We start from the raw sequence: 18,299 nt of genomic DNA, 5'->3' as shown, positions 1-18,299 counted from the left end.
CCTCTACATGGACGTTCGTCAGTTCGCCTTCCTCGCTCGCCTGCCATCCGCGACCGTAAAACATCGCGATACTTTTTGGGGCATGCCCAAGCGCGGGCTGGCGTTTCTGCTGGCCAACGTCATGTTCTGGCAACCGATGTGGGCCCAGGCCGACGGCATCGTGGTGGCCAACCCGGGCACCACTCTCGACCGCGCCGGCAACGGCGTACAGATCATCAACATCGCCACGCCCAACGGCAGCGGCCTGTCGCACAACCAGTTCCATGAGTACAACGTCAGCGCCCAGGGCGTCATCCTCAACAACGGTTCCAGTCAGGCTTCGTCCACCCAACTGGGCGGCTACATCATTGACAACCCGCACCTGAAGAACAGCGGGTCGGCCCAGGCGATTCTCAACGAAGTCATCGGCGGCAGCCCGAGCCAGCTACGCGGTTACACCGAAGTGGCAGGGCAGTCGGCGCGAGTCATCGTTGCCAACCCGTACGGCATCAGTTGCAACGGTTGCGGTTTCATCAATACGCCGCGCGTCACCCTCACCACTGGCAAACCGGTGCTCGATGGCAGCGGTCGGCTGGACCGGTTCCAGGTCGATCAGGGCACCGTCGCCATCGAAGGCGCCGGGCTCAATGCGACCAACGTAGACCGTTTCGAAATCATCACCCGCAGTGCAAAGATCAACGCCGAGATTCAGGCGAAAAACCTCGCCATCATCGCCGGTCGCAACGACGTCAACGCCGACAACCTCAATGCCACGGCCCGCGCCGATGATGGCAGTGCCAAGCCACAACTGGCCATCGATTCCTCGGCACTGGGTGGCATGTACGCCGGGGCGATCAAACTGGTCGGCACCGAGGCCGGGGTCGGGGTGAAGCTCGACGGCAAGCTGATTGCCAGCGGTGGCGACATCCAGCTCGACGCCAACGGTCAATTGAGCATGGTCGATACCTCGGCCACCGGCGCAGTCAACGTCAAAGCCGCCAGCCTCGATGCGCGTGGTCCGATCTATGCGGGTACGGCACTGAATGTGCAAACCCAAGGCAACCTGAACAACCAGCAAACCCTCGCGGCCCGGGACAGCATCAACCTCAGCGCCGGTGGGCAAATCACCAACGGTGGCGTCATCGAAGCCGGGGTGAATGCCGATGGCGGTCGCAATACCAACGGTGATGTGAGCCTGAGTGCGCAAACTGTCGTCAACAACGGCAAGAGCATCGTGGCCAGTCGCAATCTTGCGGTGAATGCCACGCAGGTCCTGAGCAACCAGGGTGGCACCCTGAGTGCGGCTCAAAACCTCAATGTGGTTGCCGGGACACTGGACAACCAGAATGACGGTCAGGTGCTGAGCAATGGTGCGCTGAACGTCACCGCCAATCAGGCGCTCAATACACGTGGCTTGATCAACGGCAAGGGTGGCGTGACAGCCACCATCGGTCAGTTGAACAACAGCGGTGGCGAGGTTTCCAGTACCGGGGTCACGCGACTCAACGGTACGGCGTTGAATAACGTTGGCGGTCAGGTTCTGGGCGATCTTGGGCTGAACATCGATCTGAGCGCCGCTTTGGACAACCGCGACGGTGTGCTCGGTTCTGCGGTGGCACTCGACCTCAAGGCCGGCAGCCTCGATAACCGCGACGCCGGGGTGGTGGTCAGTGACGGGCGACTTGTGGTGCGGGTCAGTGGTCTGCTCGACAACCGCAACAAGGGTGAAATCACCGCCAAAGGCGCTATCGATGTGCGGGCAGGGCATCTCGATAACCGTGATGGCAAGGTTTCCGGCAAGGGTACGCTGCAGTTGCGCAGCGATACGGCGGACAACCGTGGCGGGCTGATCCAGGCCGATGGGGCATCGACGCTGACGGTCGACCGCCTGGACAACCGTGACAACGGGCTGATCATCGGCAAGGCCGGCGTTGCCTACGAAGGTACGCGGCTGGACAACACCAAGGGTCTGGTCAGTGCGGTGGGTGCGGTCAGCATCAAGGCCGGCGAAGTGCAGAACGCCGCAGGACGGATTTCCAGCCAAGGCGATTTGTTCGCCACGATCGGCCTCCTGCAACAGCAGGGTGGGGCATTGGTCGCGCAGGGCAATCTGAGCCTGACCGGCAGCACACTCGACAACCGCAATGGCGGCCTGGTCGGCAGCAAGAAAGCGTTGACCGTTGCGGTGGACGACATCGACAACCGGGCGGGCGAGATTTCCAGCAGCCTGCTGTTGAACATCAAGGGCCAGCGACTGGACAACAGCGATGGCGGCAAGATTCTGACCGATACCGATCTGGGGCTGATCGTCGCCAGGCTGATCAACCAGAACAAAGGCCTGATCGCAGCAAAGGGTGCAACGACCCTGAGCGGCCAATCGCTTGATAACAGCGGCGGCACCTTCGACAGCCTCAAAGGGCTGCTGATTACACTCGATGATGCACTGATCAACACGCAAGGCCTGATCAGCAGCGAAGGCAAACTGACCATCAATGCCGGGCGGATCGATAACAGCACCGGCAGCCTGAGCAGCGCCGGCGCCCTGGCGCTGACCAGTGGCGGCGCGCTCATCAACCGCAACGGTGCCATCAGCACCGACAGCACCCTGACACTCGACAGCGCCAGCCTCGATAACAGTCAGAAAGGCCTGATCTCCGGCAAGGACACCAGCCGGATCGTCACCGGTGACGTCGACAACAGCCAGGGTGGCCGGATTATCAGCGGCGGCTCGCTGGACTTCACTGCGGCGCAAGTCAACAACCAGAAAGGTCGAATCGCCAGTCAACTCGCCCTGAATGCTTCGGTGCGAGGGCTCGATCAGCAGGGTGGTGAGCTGTTCAGCAAAACCAGCCTCAGTCTCGATCTGAACCAGGGTCAGTTGAACAATCAGAACGGTTTGATCAACGCCCCCGGCGAACTGCTGCTCAAGCAACTCAATGGCGTGAACAACCAGGGTGGTGAGATCTCCAGCCAGCAAGCCTTCACGTTCGCTGCCCATGACCTCGATAACAGCAACGGCAAATTGCTGAGCCAGCAAGGTCTGGTCGTGCGTATCGCACAAGCGCTGAACAACACCAAAGGTGTCATTTCCGCGGCATCGCTGGATAGCCACAGCGACAGCCTGGACAACCGCGAGGGCTTGATCAGCAGCGATGGCAAACTGACGCTCACCACGGATCAGACTCTGGATAACCGTGCCGGCAACATCGTCGGCAAGTCCGATGCGACGGTGCAGGCGAAAAAACTCGACAACCAGCACGGCCAGTTGATCGCTACAGGCGTGCTCAAAATCGATGCCGAAGCGCTCGACAACCGCCTGAACGGTCTGGTGGGCTCGACGAAGTCCCTGACCTTGAATGTCGCTGACCTGGATAACCGTGGCGGTGAAATCAGCACCAACAGCGATCTGCAGGTCACCGGTAAAAAGCTTGATAACAGCGACGCGGGCAAAATCTTTACCGGCCAGGCGTTGACGTTGACCGTCGAACAGTTGATCAACCGCAACAAGGGTCTGATCAGTGCCGGCACAACCTTCGGTGTACAGGGCGGTTCGCTGGACAACACGGGCGGCGAATTGCTGAGCCAGCAGGCCATGGACCTGACGTTGACCGGTGCATTCGACAACAGCCAGGGCAACGTCAGCAGCGAAAACCTGTTGACCGTCAAAACCTCGCAACTGACCAACGTCAGGGGCAGCCTGTCCAGTGCCTCGGACCTGATGCTCGACAGCAGCGGCAAGGTTGATAACCAGGGCGGTGCGATAGTTACCGATGGGGCTCTGATCCTCTCCAGCAGCAGCCTCGACAACCGCCAGGCCGGCACCCTGAGTGCCAGCAAGGCCGTCACCGTCACCACGGGGGCATTTGATAACAGCACCGGTCGACTCAGCAGTGCCGATACGCTCAATCTTGTTGCCGGCCAGGTCATCAACCGTGATGGCGGCCAGATCGCCAGCGAAGGTGCGTTGAAGGCATCGGTCACCGGGCTCGATCAGCAGGGCGGCAAGCTGTTCAGCAATTCCAGTCTGATCCTGGACATGAACAACGGACAGTTGAACAACCAGAACGGCCTTATCAAAAGCCCGGGCAGTCTGCTGCTCAAGCAACTCAATGGCGTGAACAACCAGGGCGGGCAAATCTCCAGCGGCGAAGCCTTCACCCTCACCGCGCAGAACCTCGACAACAGCAACGGCAAAGTTCTGAGCACTCAGGGTCTGACCCTGCGCATCGCCCAGGCACTGGACAACGTCAAAGGCCTGATCGGCGCCGCCACCATCGATGCACACAGTGCCAGCCTGAACAACAGCGGCGGTAGCCTGATCAGCCGTGGCGACCTCGACCTCACCGTAGACGGCTTGTTGCGCAATGACAGCGATGGCCTGACGAGTGCGGCGCAGGCGCTACGCGTTCGCACTGCCGACCTGAACAACCAGGGCGGCATATTGCAGGGCGTCAGTGCCGTTACGCTCGATGCCATGGCGCTGAACAACCGCGACAAAGGTTTGATCAACAGTCAGGGCAGCCTGTCGCTGACGGCGAAATCCCTGGACTCCAGCAACGGTGGCGAAGTCTCCGCCAGCGGTGACATCGATCTGACCCTGACCTCGCTGACCCAGAACGGCGGGCGTCTGCTGGGCGACAAAGCCGTAACCGTGGATCTGACCCATGGCGATCTCGACAACCGCAACGGCTTGCTGACCGCCAAGGGACCGCTGACCCTCAAACGCCTGCGCGACCTGAACAACCAGGAAGGCGAAATCTCCAGCAACCTGGGTTTTGATGTCATCGGGCGGGTCTTGAACAACAGTGCCGGCAAGTTGATCAGCGGCGAAAAACTGAAGATCAGCGGCACCACGCTGACCAACCGGAATGGCCTGATGTCGGGTTGGCAGGCACTGAGCGTTAACGGTGACAGTCTGGACAACCGCGACAACGGCACGCTGTCCAGCCGCAATGGTGACGTGAGCGTCGAGCTCAAGGACGCGCTGCTCAACAGCGGCGCTGGCGCACTGGTCGCGCAAGGCAATCTGGACGTCAAGGCCGGCAGTCTGGACAACAGCAACAAGGGCATCCTCAGCAGCGTGGCGGGGCAGACCCTCACGCTCAATGGGGCACTCGACAACCATCAGGGCGGCTTGATCAACAGCGGCGCCGCACTGGACATCGCCAGCGCTGCGCTGACCAACGCCGATGGCTCCATCAACGCACTTGGGGCGATCAACGCCAGCGCTTCGAGCCTGGACAACAGCGCCGGCAAGTTCGCTTCCAACGATGCGATCACCCTGAACCTGGCGGGGCAGTTGAACAACAACGCCGGCAAACTGGCCGGCACAGGCCCGGTGGTGATCAAAGGCGTCACGGATTTAAGCAACCGCAACGGTCAGATCGCCAGCCAGGGCACACTGCAACTGCTGACCGGCTCGCTCGACAACGGCGGCGCCGGCACCATTGCGGCGAAGGATCAATTGCAGATCACCGCCAGTGCAGCGGTGCGCAACGATGGCGACGGCCTGATCTACAGCCAGAACGCCGATTTGCAGCTCAAAGCCGCCAGCCTCTCCAATGGCAAAGGGGCGATCCAGAGCCAGACCGGCCTGACCCTCGATATCGCGGGCGACCTCGATAACCAGAGCGGCAAAGTCATCGCCCAAGAGGGCAATGTGGTTGTCAGCGCGGCCAACATCGACAACCGTGGCGGGATTCTGTCCAGCATCAAGGGCGCACTCGAGGCGCGAACTGTCGGCGTACTGCGCAACGGTTTCGACCTGAACAACAACCGCCAGGGTGGCGTCATCCAGGCGCAGAGCCTGAAGCTGTCGGCACTCGCCGGCCTCGACAACAACGGCGGGCGTCTCTCTGCGCAAGGCACCGACGCGAACATTACTACCGCCGCATTCGATAACCGCAATGGCGTGATCTATGCCAAGGGACTGGTCGGCGTAACGGGCTCGAGCCTGGACAACGGCGCCGGGCAGATCGCCGGTCAACGCATCGACTTCGGTTTGAGCGGTGCACTGGGCAACGGCGCGGGTGTCATTGAAAGCAACAGCCAATTGACCGTCAAAGCCGCCAGCGTCAATAACCAGAATGGTCGCCTGCGCTCGCTGGGGACTGACGGCAAGACCGAGTTCCAGATTGGCGGTCTGCTCGACAACCGCAATGGTGTGCTGGAAACCGCCAACACCGATATGACGCTGGCCGTCGGTAGCTTCCTCAACGAGGGCGGCCAGCTCAACCATGTCGGACGCGGCCGGTTCGATATCTCCACGGCCAATGTGCTTGGCGCAGGTGGCAGCATCACCACGGGCGGGCTGCTTGATCTGACGGCCGACACCTGGAACAACTCCAGCGTGATCCAGGCCGGACGCCTGAACGTGAATGTCCGGCAATTCAGCCAGAGTGCCAGCGGCAAACTGCTGGCCTCCGACCTGTTGCAGATACGCGGAGGCAACTGGAGCAACGACGGTCTGATCGCCAGCGATGGCAACATCGACATGCAACTGACCGGGGCCTATGGCGGCAACGGCCGGATGTCGAGTCAGCGGGGTATGTACCTTTCCGCCGCGCAACTGAACATCGGCGGCGCCGGCAGCATTGCCAGCGGCGCATCGTCGACGATCAGTACCGGCGGGGCACTCATCAACTCGGGCCGCATCACGTCCAGTGAAGATCTGACGGTCAACGCCGGCAGTGTCGCCAACTACGGCACCTTGGGCGCGGCGCAGAACCTGAACATCAATACCGGCAGTTTGCTCAATGATCGCGGGCTGATTTTCAGCGGCAACGACATGACCCTGAGTGTCGGCAGTCTGACGAACCAGAACGGCGACTTCTACGGTCTGGGCTACGTGACCATCAAAGGCTATGGCACTGCGCAGGCCAGCCAGGTCTCGAACCTGTCGGGCTCGATGGAAAGTGGCAAGACTTTCAAGATCGACGCAGCCAACTTCGCCAACCGTACTTCCGGCGATGACGGTACGCAAAACTTCGCTCTGAATCGCAAGCTGGTGTCCGGTTTCATCGCCGTGCAGTGTGGCGATTGTTCGGGTGGCACCTACGACGTCAACCTGATTGCCCGTGAAGTGTTCGAGGGCGGTCAGGACAACGACACCACGGCGTCCTCGTTGTTGAGGGCCGGTAGCGATTTCGTTTTCAACGGCGGTGAATTCCTCAACAGCAAAAGTACCCTCAGTGCGTCGGGCAACATCACCATCAACGCCACCAATATGAGGAACGTCGGCGCGGTCAGTGGCAGCGTCGAACGGACGCGTATCTATCGCACCGGTGCAATCGACTCGGGCTCGTTCAACACCTTCATGCCTGAGGTGGTGGCGTACAACCAGCGCAACAACCCTGATTTTCCCAACGTCTACTACATCGACGGCACTGGCCAATTCGCTCAGGGTGTCGTGGCCTCCGGCACCGAACGTGAGAAAGGCCATGATGGTGGCATGATCCGTGTCATCACGATCAAGGATTCCGTGACGAACAAGGGGGTCAGCGACCTTACCCTGTCCGGATACACGTGGGGTAACACCAGCCTTCAATCTCAGTACGACGCCAATAACCTGGTGCAAATGCCGACCCGATTGCAGGGTTTTGAGCTGAGGGACGACAAGGAAGTCGCGCGCGATGGAAGCAGCGTAAACTCCGGTCGCAACGCCGTCATCCAGGCTGGCGGCAATGTATCGATCACCGCCACCCAGGATCTGAAAAACAGCGTCATCCATCAGGATTACGGCTCCACCGGCGGTGCCAACAAGGTCGGCAACACTAACGTGGGCGCGACCGGCACAACCGTCATCCGGGTCAACAGCCAGTTGCCGCCTGATCTGGCGCAACAGCAAGTCAACCCGCTGACCCTGCCGGGCTTCTCCCTGCCAACCGGCGACAAAGGCCTGTTCCGTATGAGCACCGAGGGGGCCAGTGATCTTGCCCCGGTCGTCGCCACCGGACCATCACCGACCTGGACCGTGGCCGGCGAGTCGGTCAACGCCGAGCAGCATCTGGTCGCAGGCAGCAGCGGTGGCCCGCGCAGCTTGTTGGTCGACACGCCCGCGCCGGTCTCTGACAGCACCCGCGCCGTCGACACCTTCAGACGTGACCCGACGATGGTCAAGGCGGTTGCCAGCACGCTCGACGTGAATCTCCCGGTAACGCCAGCGGGTCCGGGCCGTAGCGGCCTGGGCAATGATGCTCGGGAGTCGGTCGACACTCGACCGGTCACTCGCGTAACCGGCCTGCCGGACACCAAGGCCCCGGCCAACGGCCACAAATACCTGATCGAGACCAACCCGGCGCTGACCAACCTCAAGTCCTTCATGAGCTCGGACTATTTGCTCGGCAAGCTGGGTTACGACCCCGATCAGAGCGCCAAACGCCTCGGTGACGGCCTGTTCGAACAGCGTCTGGTCCAGCAAGCCGTGACCGCCCGAACCGGCCAGGCCTTCATCGACGGTCGCAGCAACAACGAGGACATGTTCCGCTACCTGATGGACAACGCCATCGCCAGCAAGGACTCCCTCCACCTGTCGGTGGGCGTGGGCCTCACGGCCGAACAGGTGGCGGCGCTGACCCACGACATCGTCTGGCTCGAAGAGCACGAAGTGAACGGCGAAAAAGTGCTGGTGCCGGTGCTGTACCTGGCCCAGGCCAACGGCCGCCTCGGCCCGACCGGCGCGCTGATTGCCGGTAACGATGTGACGCTGATTGCCGGCGGCAACCTCGACAACGTCGGGACGTTGAAGGCGACGAACAACCTGTCGGCGACGGCCAGCAAGGACATCGTCAACAGTGGCCTGATCGAGGCGGGTAACCGTCTGGATCTGCTGGCGACCAACAATATCGTCAACAAGTCCGGCGGCATCATCACCGGCCGCGATGTGAACCTGACCACTCGCACCGGGGACGTGATCAATGAACGCACGATCACCTCCTCCGACAACAGCACCCGGTTTGGCACCCAGCATCATGACTACGCCGACAACGCGGCAAGGATCGAAGCGGCCAATGACCTGACCATCAAGGCGGCCAAAGATATCAACGTCGCCGGCGGCGTGATGAAGAGTGGCCAGGACACGATCCTGAATGCGGGGCGCGACATCAACGTTTCATCCGTCCAGGTCAACAACAGCGTTTTCCAGGACGACCGCCACAACAGCAGCGACGTCACCCAACTGGGTGCCGAGATCGACGCCGGGCGCGACTTCAAGGCCGATGCCAAACGCGATATCGCCGTTGTTGCGAGCCAGATCGATGCCAAGCGCGATGCATCGATCAAGGCCACCGGAGACTTGCTGATCACATCGGCGGCGGACGAAACCCACTCGCTGTCCAAGAGCAAGAAGCTCACGGTCCAGGAGGATCATGTCAGCCAGGTCATGTCCGGTATTTCGGCTGGCGGCGACGTCAGGCTGGATGCGGGCAAAGACCTCAGTGTGGTGTCCAGCCGTGTGACGGCGGGCGATGAGGCTTATCTGGTGGCGGGGAACAATCTGGAGATCCTGGCCAAACAGGACTCGGATTACTCGCTGTACGACATGAAGAAAAAGGGCAGTTTCGGCAGCCTCAAAACCAAGCGTGATGAAGTCACCAACATCACGCACGTGGGCAGTGAGATCACCTCGGGTGGCGACCTGACCCTGAAAAGTACCGGTGATCAGCGCTATCAAGTGGCGAAGCTGGATAGTGGTCACGACATCACGCTCGACAGTGGTGGCTCCATCACATTTGAAGGGGTCAAGGATCTACACGATGAGAGCCATACCAAGAGCAACAGCAACGCGGGATGGAATTCGGCAAAAGGCAAGGGCAATACGGATGAAACCCTGCGTCAAAGCGAGCTGACAGCCAACGGCAAACTCGTCATCAAAGCTGTTGACGGTTTGAAGATCGATATCAAAAAGATCGACCAGCAAAGTGTCAGTCAGACCATCGACACCATGGTCGCGGCTGATCCAAAACTGGCCTGGCTCAAAGAGGCGGAACTGCGAGGCGACGTTGACTGGCGACGTGTCGAGGAAATTCACAAGAGCTTCAAGTACTCGAACTCCGGCCTGGGTGTAGCTGCTCAACTGGTCCTTGCCATTATGCTCGCTGCGGTTACCGGGGGGGCGGGCGCAGGCTTGATTGGTGCCACGGCAGGAACGTTCTCCGCAGGTTTTGCTAATGCGATTCTGATCGCTGTCGAGACCACCGCCGCCAATAGTGCGATCAGCAACAAAGGTGATTTGGGCTCGGTGCTCAAAGACGTCTTCAGCAGCGACAACATCCAGAGCTATGTGCTTTCCGGGATGCTGGGCGGGATCGGTACAGGTCTTGGTTACAACCCGACCGAACTCGGGTTCGACTGGAACAGCGCAGGGCAGGTGGTTCTCAAGACCAGTGCCGACACGCTTGCCCAGACAGCTCTGCAGGGCGGCAGCCTGGGCGATAACTTCATCAACAATATGTTGGGTGCTGTTATCGACATCGGCGGTGCTCTGGCGGCCAACAAAATCGGCAATTTGAATCTGGTGGATGGAAGCCCGACCAAGATTGCAGCGCACGCGCTTGTGGGTGGTCTGAAATCCATGGCCATGGGCGGAGACTTCAAGACCGGAGCTCTGGCGGGTGGCGCCAACGAGGCCATGGTTCAATACCTGGCGGATTTGATACTGCCTGCCGATTACGATCCGAATATGCCGGGGGCCGGTCAGTCCAAAGCCAACCTGTTGGCGATGTCGCAGTTGATGGCCGTGCTTTCTGCTGTGCTTGCCGGGACCGACCCCAATATCGCTGCGAACATTGCGGCCACGGCTACGCAGTACAACTACCTGTCGCACTCGGATCTTGAGCGCGCTGCGAAGGAGATGATTAACTGCGGAAACGACTCGACCTGCGCAAACAAGGCTTATGGCGAATACCATGAGCTGAGCCAGAAACAGGATATTGAGGCGGTCGCACAGTGTGCATCCAATCCGGATCGATGCGGTCCCTTCTCCAGTCTGGTTGCCGACGCGGAGAGCAAAGCCCAGAAACTCAAAGACCTGGCCGCTTCTGCATCACCTGAAGCCGCTCACCTCTTTGATCTGCTGATCACCGAAAACTATGGCTTCCAGAACATGCTGGCGGGTATTACCGCCGGGCATACGGTTGCAGCTATTGCCGACACGCTGGTCCAGACGCTCGGTATCAGTCATGAATTGGCGATGGCGGCTGTTGAAGGTCTGGCGCAGAGCGTGTCCGCCATCGCGCCGACGATCAAGGTGCCTGGAGGTGGGAAGGGTGGGACGAAAGGCGGAGGGAGTGGCACAAAGGAGGGGACTGGTGGCTCAAAAGGTCTGGGGTTAGTCGAGGGTACCTACACGGCAATCAAACCTGGACCATTGAACGATGACATTGCTGGAACTTTTTCTGGCGGACGTTACACTGTTGTCACACTCGAAAAGGATACCGTTCTTTACCGAGCTGGTACTCTCGATCAGCCTCTGGGGCAGTATTTTAGTACTGAATCGCCATCTGGTGTTTTGCAGTCAAGAATTGATAAGGCTGTTTTGCCGGAGTGGCCAGGAGGCGCGAAGTCGCCAATCGACACTGCATTTGAGATAAAAATACCGGCAGGTACCAAGGTGTATATTGGCGAGGTTGGATCTCAAGGTGGGTTGTACGTTGGTGGAACACAGCAGATTGTAGTTGAAAAACCCTGGTTAATTAAGGGTGTCGAAGTAATCAGTTCGAGTCCGCTGAAATGAACCTAAAAGATATTGATTTGACTCTTAAACGAATGATTGAACTTCTTCGCGGTGTCGGGGGTGGGCGCGTGGTGGGGTGGGCGGCGGCTCTTGAGGGAGTTCGGGAAGATTTTCACAGCGATCCTAAGTATGCCTCGTCGAAGTTGGTATCTATGTATGGTGGGATGGGCTCTCTGAGTGATCTTGTTCTTTATAGCGGTGGTCAGGCATTAGTTGTAGAGAATAATGAGTTTGATATGCTGAGGTCGCGGCTTTATAAACTTGTAAAAAGTTAACTTGATGAAAGAAAGGGGGCAAAAGAAAAAAGGGGGCAGATTTATTTGATTAATAAATCTGTCCCCTTTTGAATGCATGTGCGAATCCATGGGGGACGTTGCTGAAGAACGCGTTCGGGCTGTATTGCTGGATGTCATGTTTCACGAAGGCGAAACCGTCAGGTACGCGGCGCTGGACGCCATCAGGTCGATGACAAGTTCAGGTGTGGAAGCGGGAAAGTGCCTCGCTCTGATTGCGTCGGCCATCGAGCGAGCAAAGCAGGAAAACAACCAGGCAGGACGGGTGTCGGTGTTGAATCTCGAGCATCTGCTTACAAGCAAATGAAGGAGGAGGGCAAACCACGTCGAGTGGTCTGCTGATCTTGCCAGAAGCGAATTCGAGCGCGACGTGCGGCATCGTTTGATGTCGTTTGCCGGTGTTCTTTCGCTTACTTCGGATAAAGCGGCGGCAACCCACTATCCCCAACCGGATCCTGCACCCGCTCCGCCGTCGGAATCGTCCGGATCGCCCGCCATAGATCCTCACCCTGCCAATGCTGCCCGGTCTCGCTGTAGAGCGCGCCGTTCAGCCCATCAAGCGCATCCGACAGCGGCACAAAACGCGCCGCCATGTCCGCCAGGGTTTCCGGCTGCTGACGTGCCCAGGCGTCGAGCGCCTGGCGGGTAACTTGCGGGTCGTTGGCCTGGCTGGCGCGTTTGATGTCGTCGAGCAGCGTGCGCGGGCTCGGGCCGGTTTGGGCGGCGCGCAGGATTGCCGGTTGCCAGCGGGCGCGCCACCAGAGGCCGAAGCCGAGGAGGGTGGTGCAGGCCAGGATCAGTGTGCTGAGTTTCCACCACCACAGCGCTTCGCTGTCGGCGGTGTTGAAGGATTGTGCGCTGCCGGCCGGGGTGTCGACCTGCAGGCTCGGGTTGTTCACCACTTGCAGGGTACGGGCCGGCAGGCTGGTGTGTTCCAGGTGATCTTCGAAGGTGTTCCACCACACCACGTCCACGGTCGGCAGTTCGATTGAACCGCTGCGGCTCGGCACCAGGGCTTCGCGCTCTTCACGGCTGCCGATCAGGCCACGCTCGCTGCTCTGGTTGTTGAGCACCGGTTGGTCCGGGTAGCGACGCAGGCCGTTGGCTTCGGTGGCCGGCAGGGCGGGCAGTTGCGAACTGGCGAGGCCTTCGACCTTGAGGGTCAGGCTGCGGGTTAGGGAGTCGCCGACCTGAGAGTGATCCGGTTCCGGGTTCCAGCTTTCGCTGAGGCTCAGGCTGCGGGCCGGCAGCCACGGCGCGTCGGCCGGATAAGTGATCGGTTTGGGTTTGACCGTCAGCGGGATTTCCGTAGAAGTCACTCGCAACACTTTGCCCGGTTTCGGCCCCTGTGCGTTGGCGTCCTTGGCAGGCTGGGTGTCCACCCGTGTGGCGCTGAAGGTTTGCGGGGTGATGGTCAGCAAACCGCTGTGTTGCGGGAAGATTGCGTAGCGCATTTCGATCACGCCGTGACGCACGCCGTTGATGTCTTTTTCGTAGGTGCGTGTGTCACCCAGCTGTTCGACTCGTGCATCGGTGATCTGCAACGGCGTGACGCTGCTGTCGTCGTACAGCGACACCGAATGGTAGATGCGCAAGGTCAGGACGGCCTGGGCCTGCACATAGACGCTGCTCTGGTCGAGGCTGGACTCGATGAACACCGGGTCGAGCACATTCTTATCTTCGGTTACGTCGCTTTCCACCACCTGCACGGTGATCGGCTGGCTCTGGGTTTCACCCAGTTTCAATGACGGAATCTCAACGCTGCCGTTCTGTTTCGGCAACAGGGTGATGATCCAGCGCGTAGTGGCGCGGTTCTCGTTGTTGAGGGTGTTCAGCTGGTTGACCTGGCGCGTGCCGCGCACTTCGAACAGTGGTTCCAGCGGGGTCAGGTCCGGCTTGCCGAACTGCGTGACATCGTTGGATTCGAGGGTGAGCTCCACCGTCTCGCCAGAGTTCAGGCGACTGCGATCCACACTGGCCGTCAGCTCGGCCGCCTGAGCGGTGGCCGTGCAGATCAGCAGGGGTAGCAAGAGAGCGGTGAAACGGGTCATCGAGTGTTTTCCTGATCCTGATGTTGTTGCTGTTCGTACCAGAATTTGCGTCGCAGCAATTCGCCCGGATCGTCCGGGATTTTGCCCAGCCATTGTTCCAGTGCCTGACGCTGCTCGCCTTCGAGGTTGTCCTCGCCGGGGCTCAGCGTCGGGGCCGTGTTCTGCTCCGCGTCCGGCGCACTGTCCGGCAATTCGTTGGGGCCTGGCTGTGGCGGGGTAGTCGGCGGCGGTTCGTTGGCCGACTCCGCAGGCTGGGCCTCACTTTGCGCGTCATTCTTGATCGCCGGTGGCGGCGCGGTGGCGGGCGGTGGTTCGTCGCCCGGCACGTTTTGCTGCGTCGGTTGCTTCTCGGGCTCGGTCGGTGGCGGAGTGTTTTTCTGCTTGAGCAGGTTTTCCACCAGCGCCTTGTTGGTCAGCGCCGGGCGCAAGTCAGGCTGCAATTCCAGGGCCTGTTCATAGGCGTCGATCGCCGCTTCCAGCTCACCGCTTTTCGCCAGTGCGTTGCCACGATTGTAGTGGGCGCGGGCATCGCTGCCCTCGGCGAAACGCTCGGCGGCGCCACTGTAATCGCCGGCCTCGTACAACGCCAGCCCTTGCCATTGGTGGTCTTCGAAGTGTTGCGCGGCCTCGGCCGGACGCTTCTGCTTCAGCAGATGCAAACCCTGTTGGTCGGGGCGCAGCCACAGGTCTTCGAAATTGAAAGCGTAGCTCGGTTGCGGCAGGCAAAACAGCAACGGCAGACAGAACAACCAGCCACGGCGCCCGGCACAGGCGGCGAGCAGCAACAGCGGCAACAGCAGCCAGTAACCCTGATCGGCCCAGGTATCGAGGCGCAGGGTCTGGCCGTCATTGCGCAGGCTGCGCGGGCCATCGAGCAGGCCGAGGCTGCGCAAGTCCGATTCATCCAGCCGTGCGCTGTGGTACTCGCCACCCACCGAATTGAGGAAGGCACCGAGGCCTGGGCTGTCGAGTTGCGGCACGCGGATCGCACCCTGGGCGTCCTTGAGGAAGCTGCCGTCCTCCTGAGCAATCGGCGCGCCCTCGGCGGTGCCGATGCCAAGCATCAGCAGCTGCGCCGATTGCCCGCTCAGTGCGCGGCGAATGCCTTGGCGTTCTTCTTCCGAAAGCGAAGAGCCGATCAGCAGAATGCGGCCCTGACCCAGCGCCCCTTGTTCCAGCAAGGTCAGCGCTTTGCTCACGGCAAGATCGGCGCGATGGCCGCTCTCCGGCATTAGCGACGGCTTGAGGGCATCGAGCAGATTGCGACTGGTCGCCAGATCATCCGACAGCGGCACCAGCGTGTGGGCGCTGCCGGCATATACGACGATGGCGGTCTGTGCATCGCTGCGTGCTTTCAGCAGGTCGAACAGCTTGCGCCGGGCCTGTTCCAGACGGGTCGGCGGCGAGTCGGTGGCGAGCATTTCCGGGGTCAGTTCCAGCACCACCACCAGCGGATCCGCTGGTTTCTGGCTGGTCTGTTCAACCCGTTCCCAGCTCGGCCCGAGCAGCGCCAGGATCGTCAGCAACCACGCGACGCCCAATGCAACCCACGGCAGTTTGCTGTCGCGACCGCTGCCGCCACTGAGCAACGCGGCATGGAACGCCGGCGGCAGAATCATCTGCCAGCGTCCGGCGCGTTTCTGCCGGTGCCAGAGCTGCCAGATCAACCAGCCGAGCAGCGGCAACAGCAGCAACCACCATGGACGGAACCAGTGCGGCCAGAGGGCGATCATCGGCGCCTCCGCAAACGCAGGCGCTTGAGGCGCTCGCGCCAGTCAGGCAGGGGGCTTTGCAGATACAGCTCCTTGGTGAACAGGCGTTGCAGCGGGTTGTCCGGCCACAATTCGCGGGCGACCAGCAACATGCTCAACAGCAACGCCAATGCCAGCGGCCATTGATACAAGGCCTGAGCCGGGCGCGCCTGGGTCGGTTGCTGGGCCACCGGCTCCAGTTGGTCGAGGGTGTCCTTGATCGCTTGCAGTTCCTTGCCGTCGCGGGCACGGAAATAACGGCCACCGGTAGCGTCGGCAATGGCCTTGAGTGCCGGCTCGTCGAGGTCGAGGGTCGGGTTGCCGCCGAGCAGTGCCGTGGCGCCGCTTTCTTCCGGGTCGGCACCGATGCCGATCGGATAGATTTTCACGCCTTCGTTGGCCGCCAGTTTTGCGGCGGTCAGCGGCTCGATCTCTCCGCCGTTGTTGGCGCCGTCAGTCACCAGAATCAGCACGCGGCTCTGCGCCGGGCGCATGCGCAGGCGTTTCAGCGCCAGACCGATGGCGTCGCCGATGGCGGTGTTCTTGCCGGCGATGCCGATCCGCGCTTCGTCGAGCCACACGCGTACGGTGCGCCGGTCAAACGTCAGCGGCGCTTGCAGATAAGCCTGGCTGCCGAACAGGATCAAACCGACCCGGTCGCCGTCGCGGCTTTCCAGGAAGTCACCGAGCAAATGCTGGACCAGCGACAGGCGACTGACGTCTTCGTCATTCCATTGCATGTCGGGAAAGTCCATCGAACCGGACACGTCCACCGCCACCAGCAGATCGCGACCGCTCGCAGCAATCGGCAAAGGCTCACCGAGCCATTGCGGGCGTGCGGCGGCGATCAGCAGAAACAGCCACAGCAGCATGAACGGCGCCTGTTGGCGCCAGGCCGGCAGATTGGCCCGGGCGCGGCGGCGGGCGAGGCCTTCCAGATCACCGAGGAAGCTTACTTTCAATGCCGGCTCGCCGCTGTCGGCCACCGGTAGCACCAGGCGCATTAGCCACGGCAGTGGCAACAGCACAAAGATCCACGGCCAGGCGAACTCAAACATGCTTGCGGATCCACGTATCGACGGCTTGCGTCAGACCGGCGATGGCCTTGTCGTCGAGTTTGCATTCGGGCTTGTACGCGCCCTCGACGAGCACCATCCAGCGAGTCAGGCCGGCGGCAGGGCAACGATTGTCGAGGAACGCCAGCCACTTGCGCCCGTTGAGCGTATGGCTCTGGCTGTAGGGGTAATGGTTGCGGCACAGGCGTTTGAGCAGGCCGTTGAGCTGCTGCAGCCATGCGCCAGCCGGTGCGCCGTCGTAGGGTTTGACCATTTGCGCCAGTTCGGCGAGCGCAGCGATGCGCACCGGATCAAGCGGGATTTCGGCGCGCACGACGGGTTTTTTCTTGATCGGAATGAAACGGCGCAGACGCCACAACGCGTAGCCGATCAGCGGCAGCAGCAAAAGCAGCAACCACCAGCCCGGCGCCGGAGGCCAGAAGGCAATCGGTGGCGGGGAAATCAGCGGTTGCAGTTGTTCGAGGCCGTTCATCGAACGTTCCCCGGGCGCTGCGGATTGAGGAACTCGCGCATCTGCTCGACCATTTCGCTCTGGGTGCTCAACGGCATCAGCAACACCCGCAGTTTCTGCGCGAGCAATTCCCAGCGAGCGATGCGCGCTTCGGCCTGGGCGCGGTAGGTCTGGCGCAGGTCGAAGTTGAGCGTGTCCAGTTCCAGTTGTGCGCCGCGCTCGGCGAATCGCAGCAGCCCGGCGGCGGGCAGGGCGTGGTCCAGCGGGTCGGATAGCGGCAGCATCAGCAGATCGCAATGGCGCGACAGCAGGCTCAGTTGCTGCTCGGCGCTGTCGCTCAAGGCGCGCTCGTCACAGATTACGATCACCAGACTGCCCGGACGCAATACTTCGCGGGCCCGGCGCAGGGCGACGCCAAACGCATCGCGATCCGGCTCCCGTTCGCTGTGCAGCGATTGATTGACCTTCACCAGCCGGTTCAGCAGTTGCAGCAGGCTCTGCTTGCTGCGACGCGGTTTGATCTCGTAATGCTCGTTGTCGCCGAACACCAGTCCGCCGACCCGGTCGTTGTGGCCCAGCGCGGCCCAGCCGATCAGCGCCGCAGCCTGCGCCGCGAGCACCGATTTGAACATCAGCCCGGAGCCGAAGAACAGCCGCGTGCTTTGCTCGACCATGATGAAAATCGGTCGTTCGCGTTCTTCATGGAACAGCTTGGTGTGTGGCTCCTGAGTGCGTGCGGTCACACGCCAGTCGATGGTGCGCACGTCGTCGCCGGCCTGATAGACCCGCACCTGATCGAAGTCGACGCCGCGGCCGCGGAATTTCGAGTGGTGCAGGCCGATCAGCGGGCTACGCTGGCTCGGCGTGGAAAACAGCTGCACTTCGCGCACGCGGTGGCGCATCTCGATCAGTTCGGCGAGGGAGATGCGGATACCGGGTTCGGACGGCAGGGAGGCGTTCATGGGGG

8 protein-coding genes are annotated in these 18,299 nt (G+C 61.1%); 3 read left to right on the top strand and 5 right to left on the bottom strand.

Annotated features, from left to right (window positions below; genetic code table 11):
• Positions 1–7 precede the first annotated feature (7 nt).
• The 3 genes from IF189_RS16020 to IF189_RS16010 all read left to right on the top strand — a co-directional run bounded on the left by IF189_RS16020 (position 8) and on the right by IF189_RS16010 (position 12,310).
• The gene (locus tag IF189_RS16020; protein WP_192551887.1) at positions 8–11,710 is read left to right on the top strand and encodes a filamentous hemagglutinin N-terminal domain-containing protein; all 11,703 of its coding nucleotides are present in this window, start codon (positions 8–10) and stop codon (positions 11,708–11,710) included.
• Positions 11,707–11,985, top strand: coding sequence for a DUF6966 domain-containing protein (locus tag IF189_RS16015; RefSeq protein WP_134826458.1), 279 nt, complete (start codon positions 11,707–11,709; stop codon positions 11,983–11,985). Before IF189_RS16020 ends, IF189_RS16015 begins: the two co-directional genes overlap by 4 nt.
• Positions 11,986–12,073: 88 nt before the next feature.
• Complete coding sequence (locus IF189_RS16010) at positions 12,074–12,310, top strand: hypothetical protein (protein ID WP_134826459.1); 237 nt, start codon at positions 12,074–12,076, stop codon at positions 12,308–12,310.
• A 103-nt stretch (positions 12,311–12,413) separates the two neighbouring features.
• Here the strand turns inward: IF189_RS16010 and IF189_RS16005 are convergent, their stop codons facing one another.
• From IF189_RS16005 to IF189_RS15985, 5 genes are read right to left on the bottom strand one after another with little or no spacing between them, the layout of a single operon-like run.
• Entirely contained in the window at positions 12,414–14,054 is a 1,641-nt protein-coding gene (locus tag IF189_RS16005; protein WP_192551886.1) for a BatD family protein, read from the bottom strand.
• Positions 14,051–15,787 carry a tetratricopeptide repeat protein gene (locus IF189_RS16000; RefSeq protein ID WP_192551885.1) on the bottom strand — a complete coding sequence of 579 codons (1,737 nt, stop codon included), beginning with the start codon at positions 15,785–15,787 and terminating at the stop codon, positions 14,051–14,053. Before IF189_RS16000 ends, IF189_RS16005 begins: the two co-directional genes overlap by 4 nt.
• Positions 15,784–16,863, bottom strand: a complete 1,080-nt coding sequence (locus IF189_RS15995; protein WP_192551884.1) for a vWA domain-containing protein — start codon at positions 16,861–16,863, stop codon at positions 15,784–15,786. Before IF189_RS15995 ends, IF189_RS16000 begins: the two co-directional genes overlap by 4 nt.
• Positions 16,856–17,353: a DUF4381 domain-containing protein gene (locus tag IF189_RS15990; RefSeq protein WP_085734027.1), complete on the bottom strand. Its 498-nt coding sequence runs from the start codon at positions 17,351–17,353 to the stop codon at positions 16,856–16,858. The genes IF189_RS15995 and IF189_RS15990 overlap by 8 nt, the downstream gene beginning before the upstream one ends.
• Positions 17,350–18,294 (bottom strand): DUF58 domain-containing protein, encoded by a 945-nt coding sequence (locus IF189_RS15985; protein WP_085711312.1) that lies wholly within the window; start codon positions 18,292–18,294, stop codon positions 17,350–17,352. The genes IF189_RS15990 and IF189_RS15985 overlap by 4 nt, the downstream gene beginning before the upstream one ends.
• Positions 18,295–18,299 lie beyond the last annotated feature (5 nt).

Source organism: Pseudomonas sp. IzPS59 (genome assembly GCF_014863505.1).
Classification (GTDB): Bacteria; Pseudomonadota; Gammaproteobacteria; order Pseudomonadales; family Pseudomonadaceae; genus Aquipseudomonas; species Aquipseudomonas kribbensis.
Note: the sequence above shows the minus strand (reverse complement) of the source record. Positions and strands in the feature narration are given on the sequence as shown.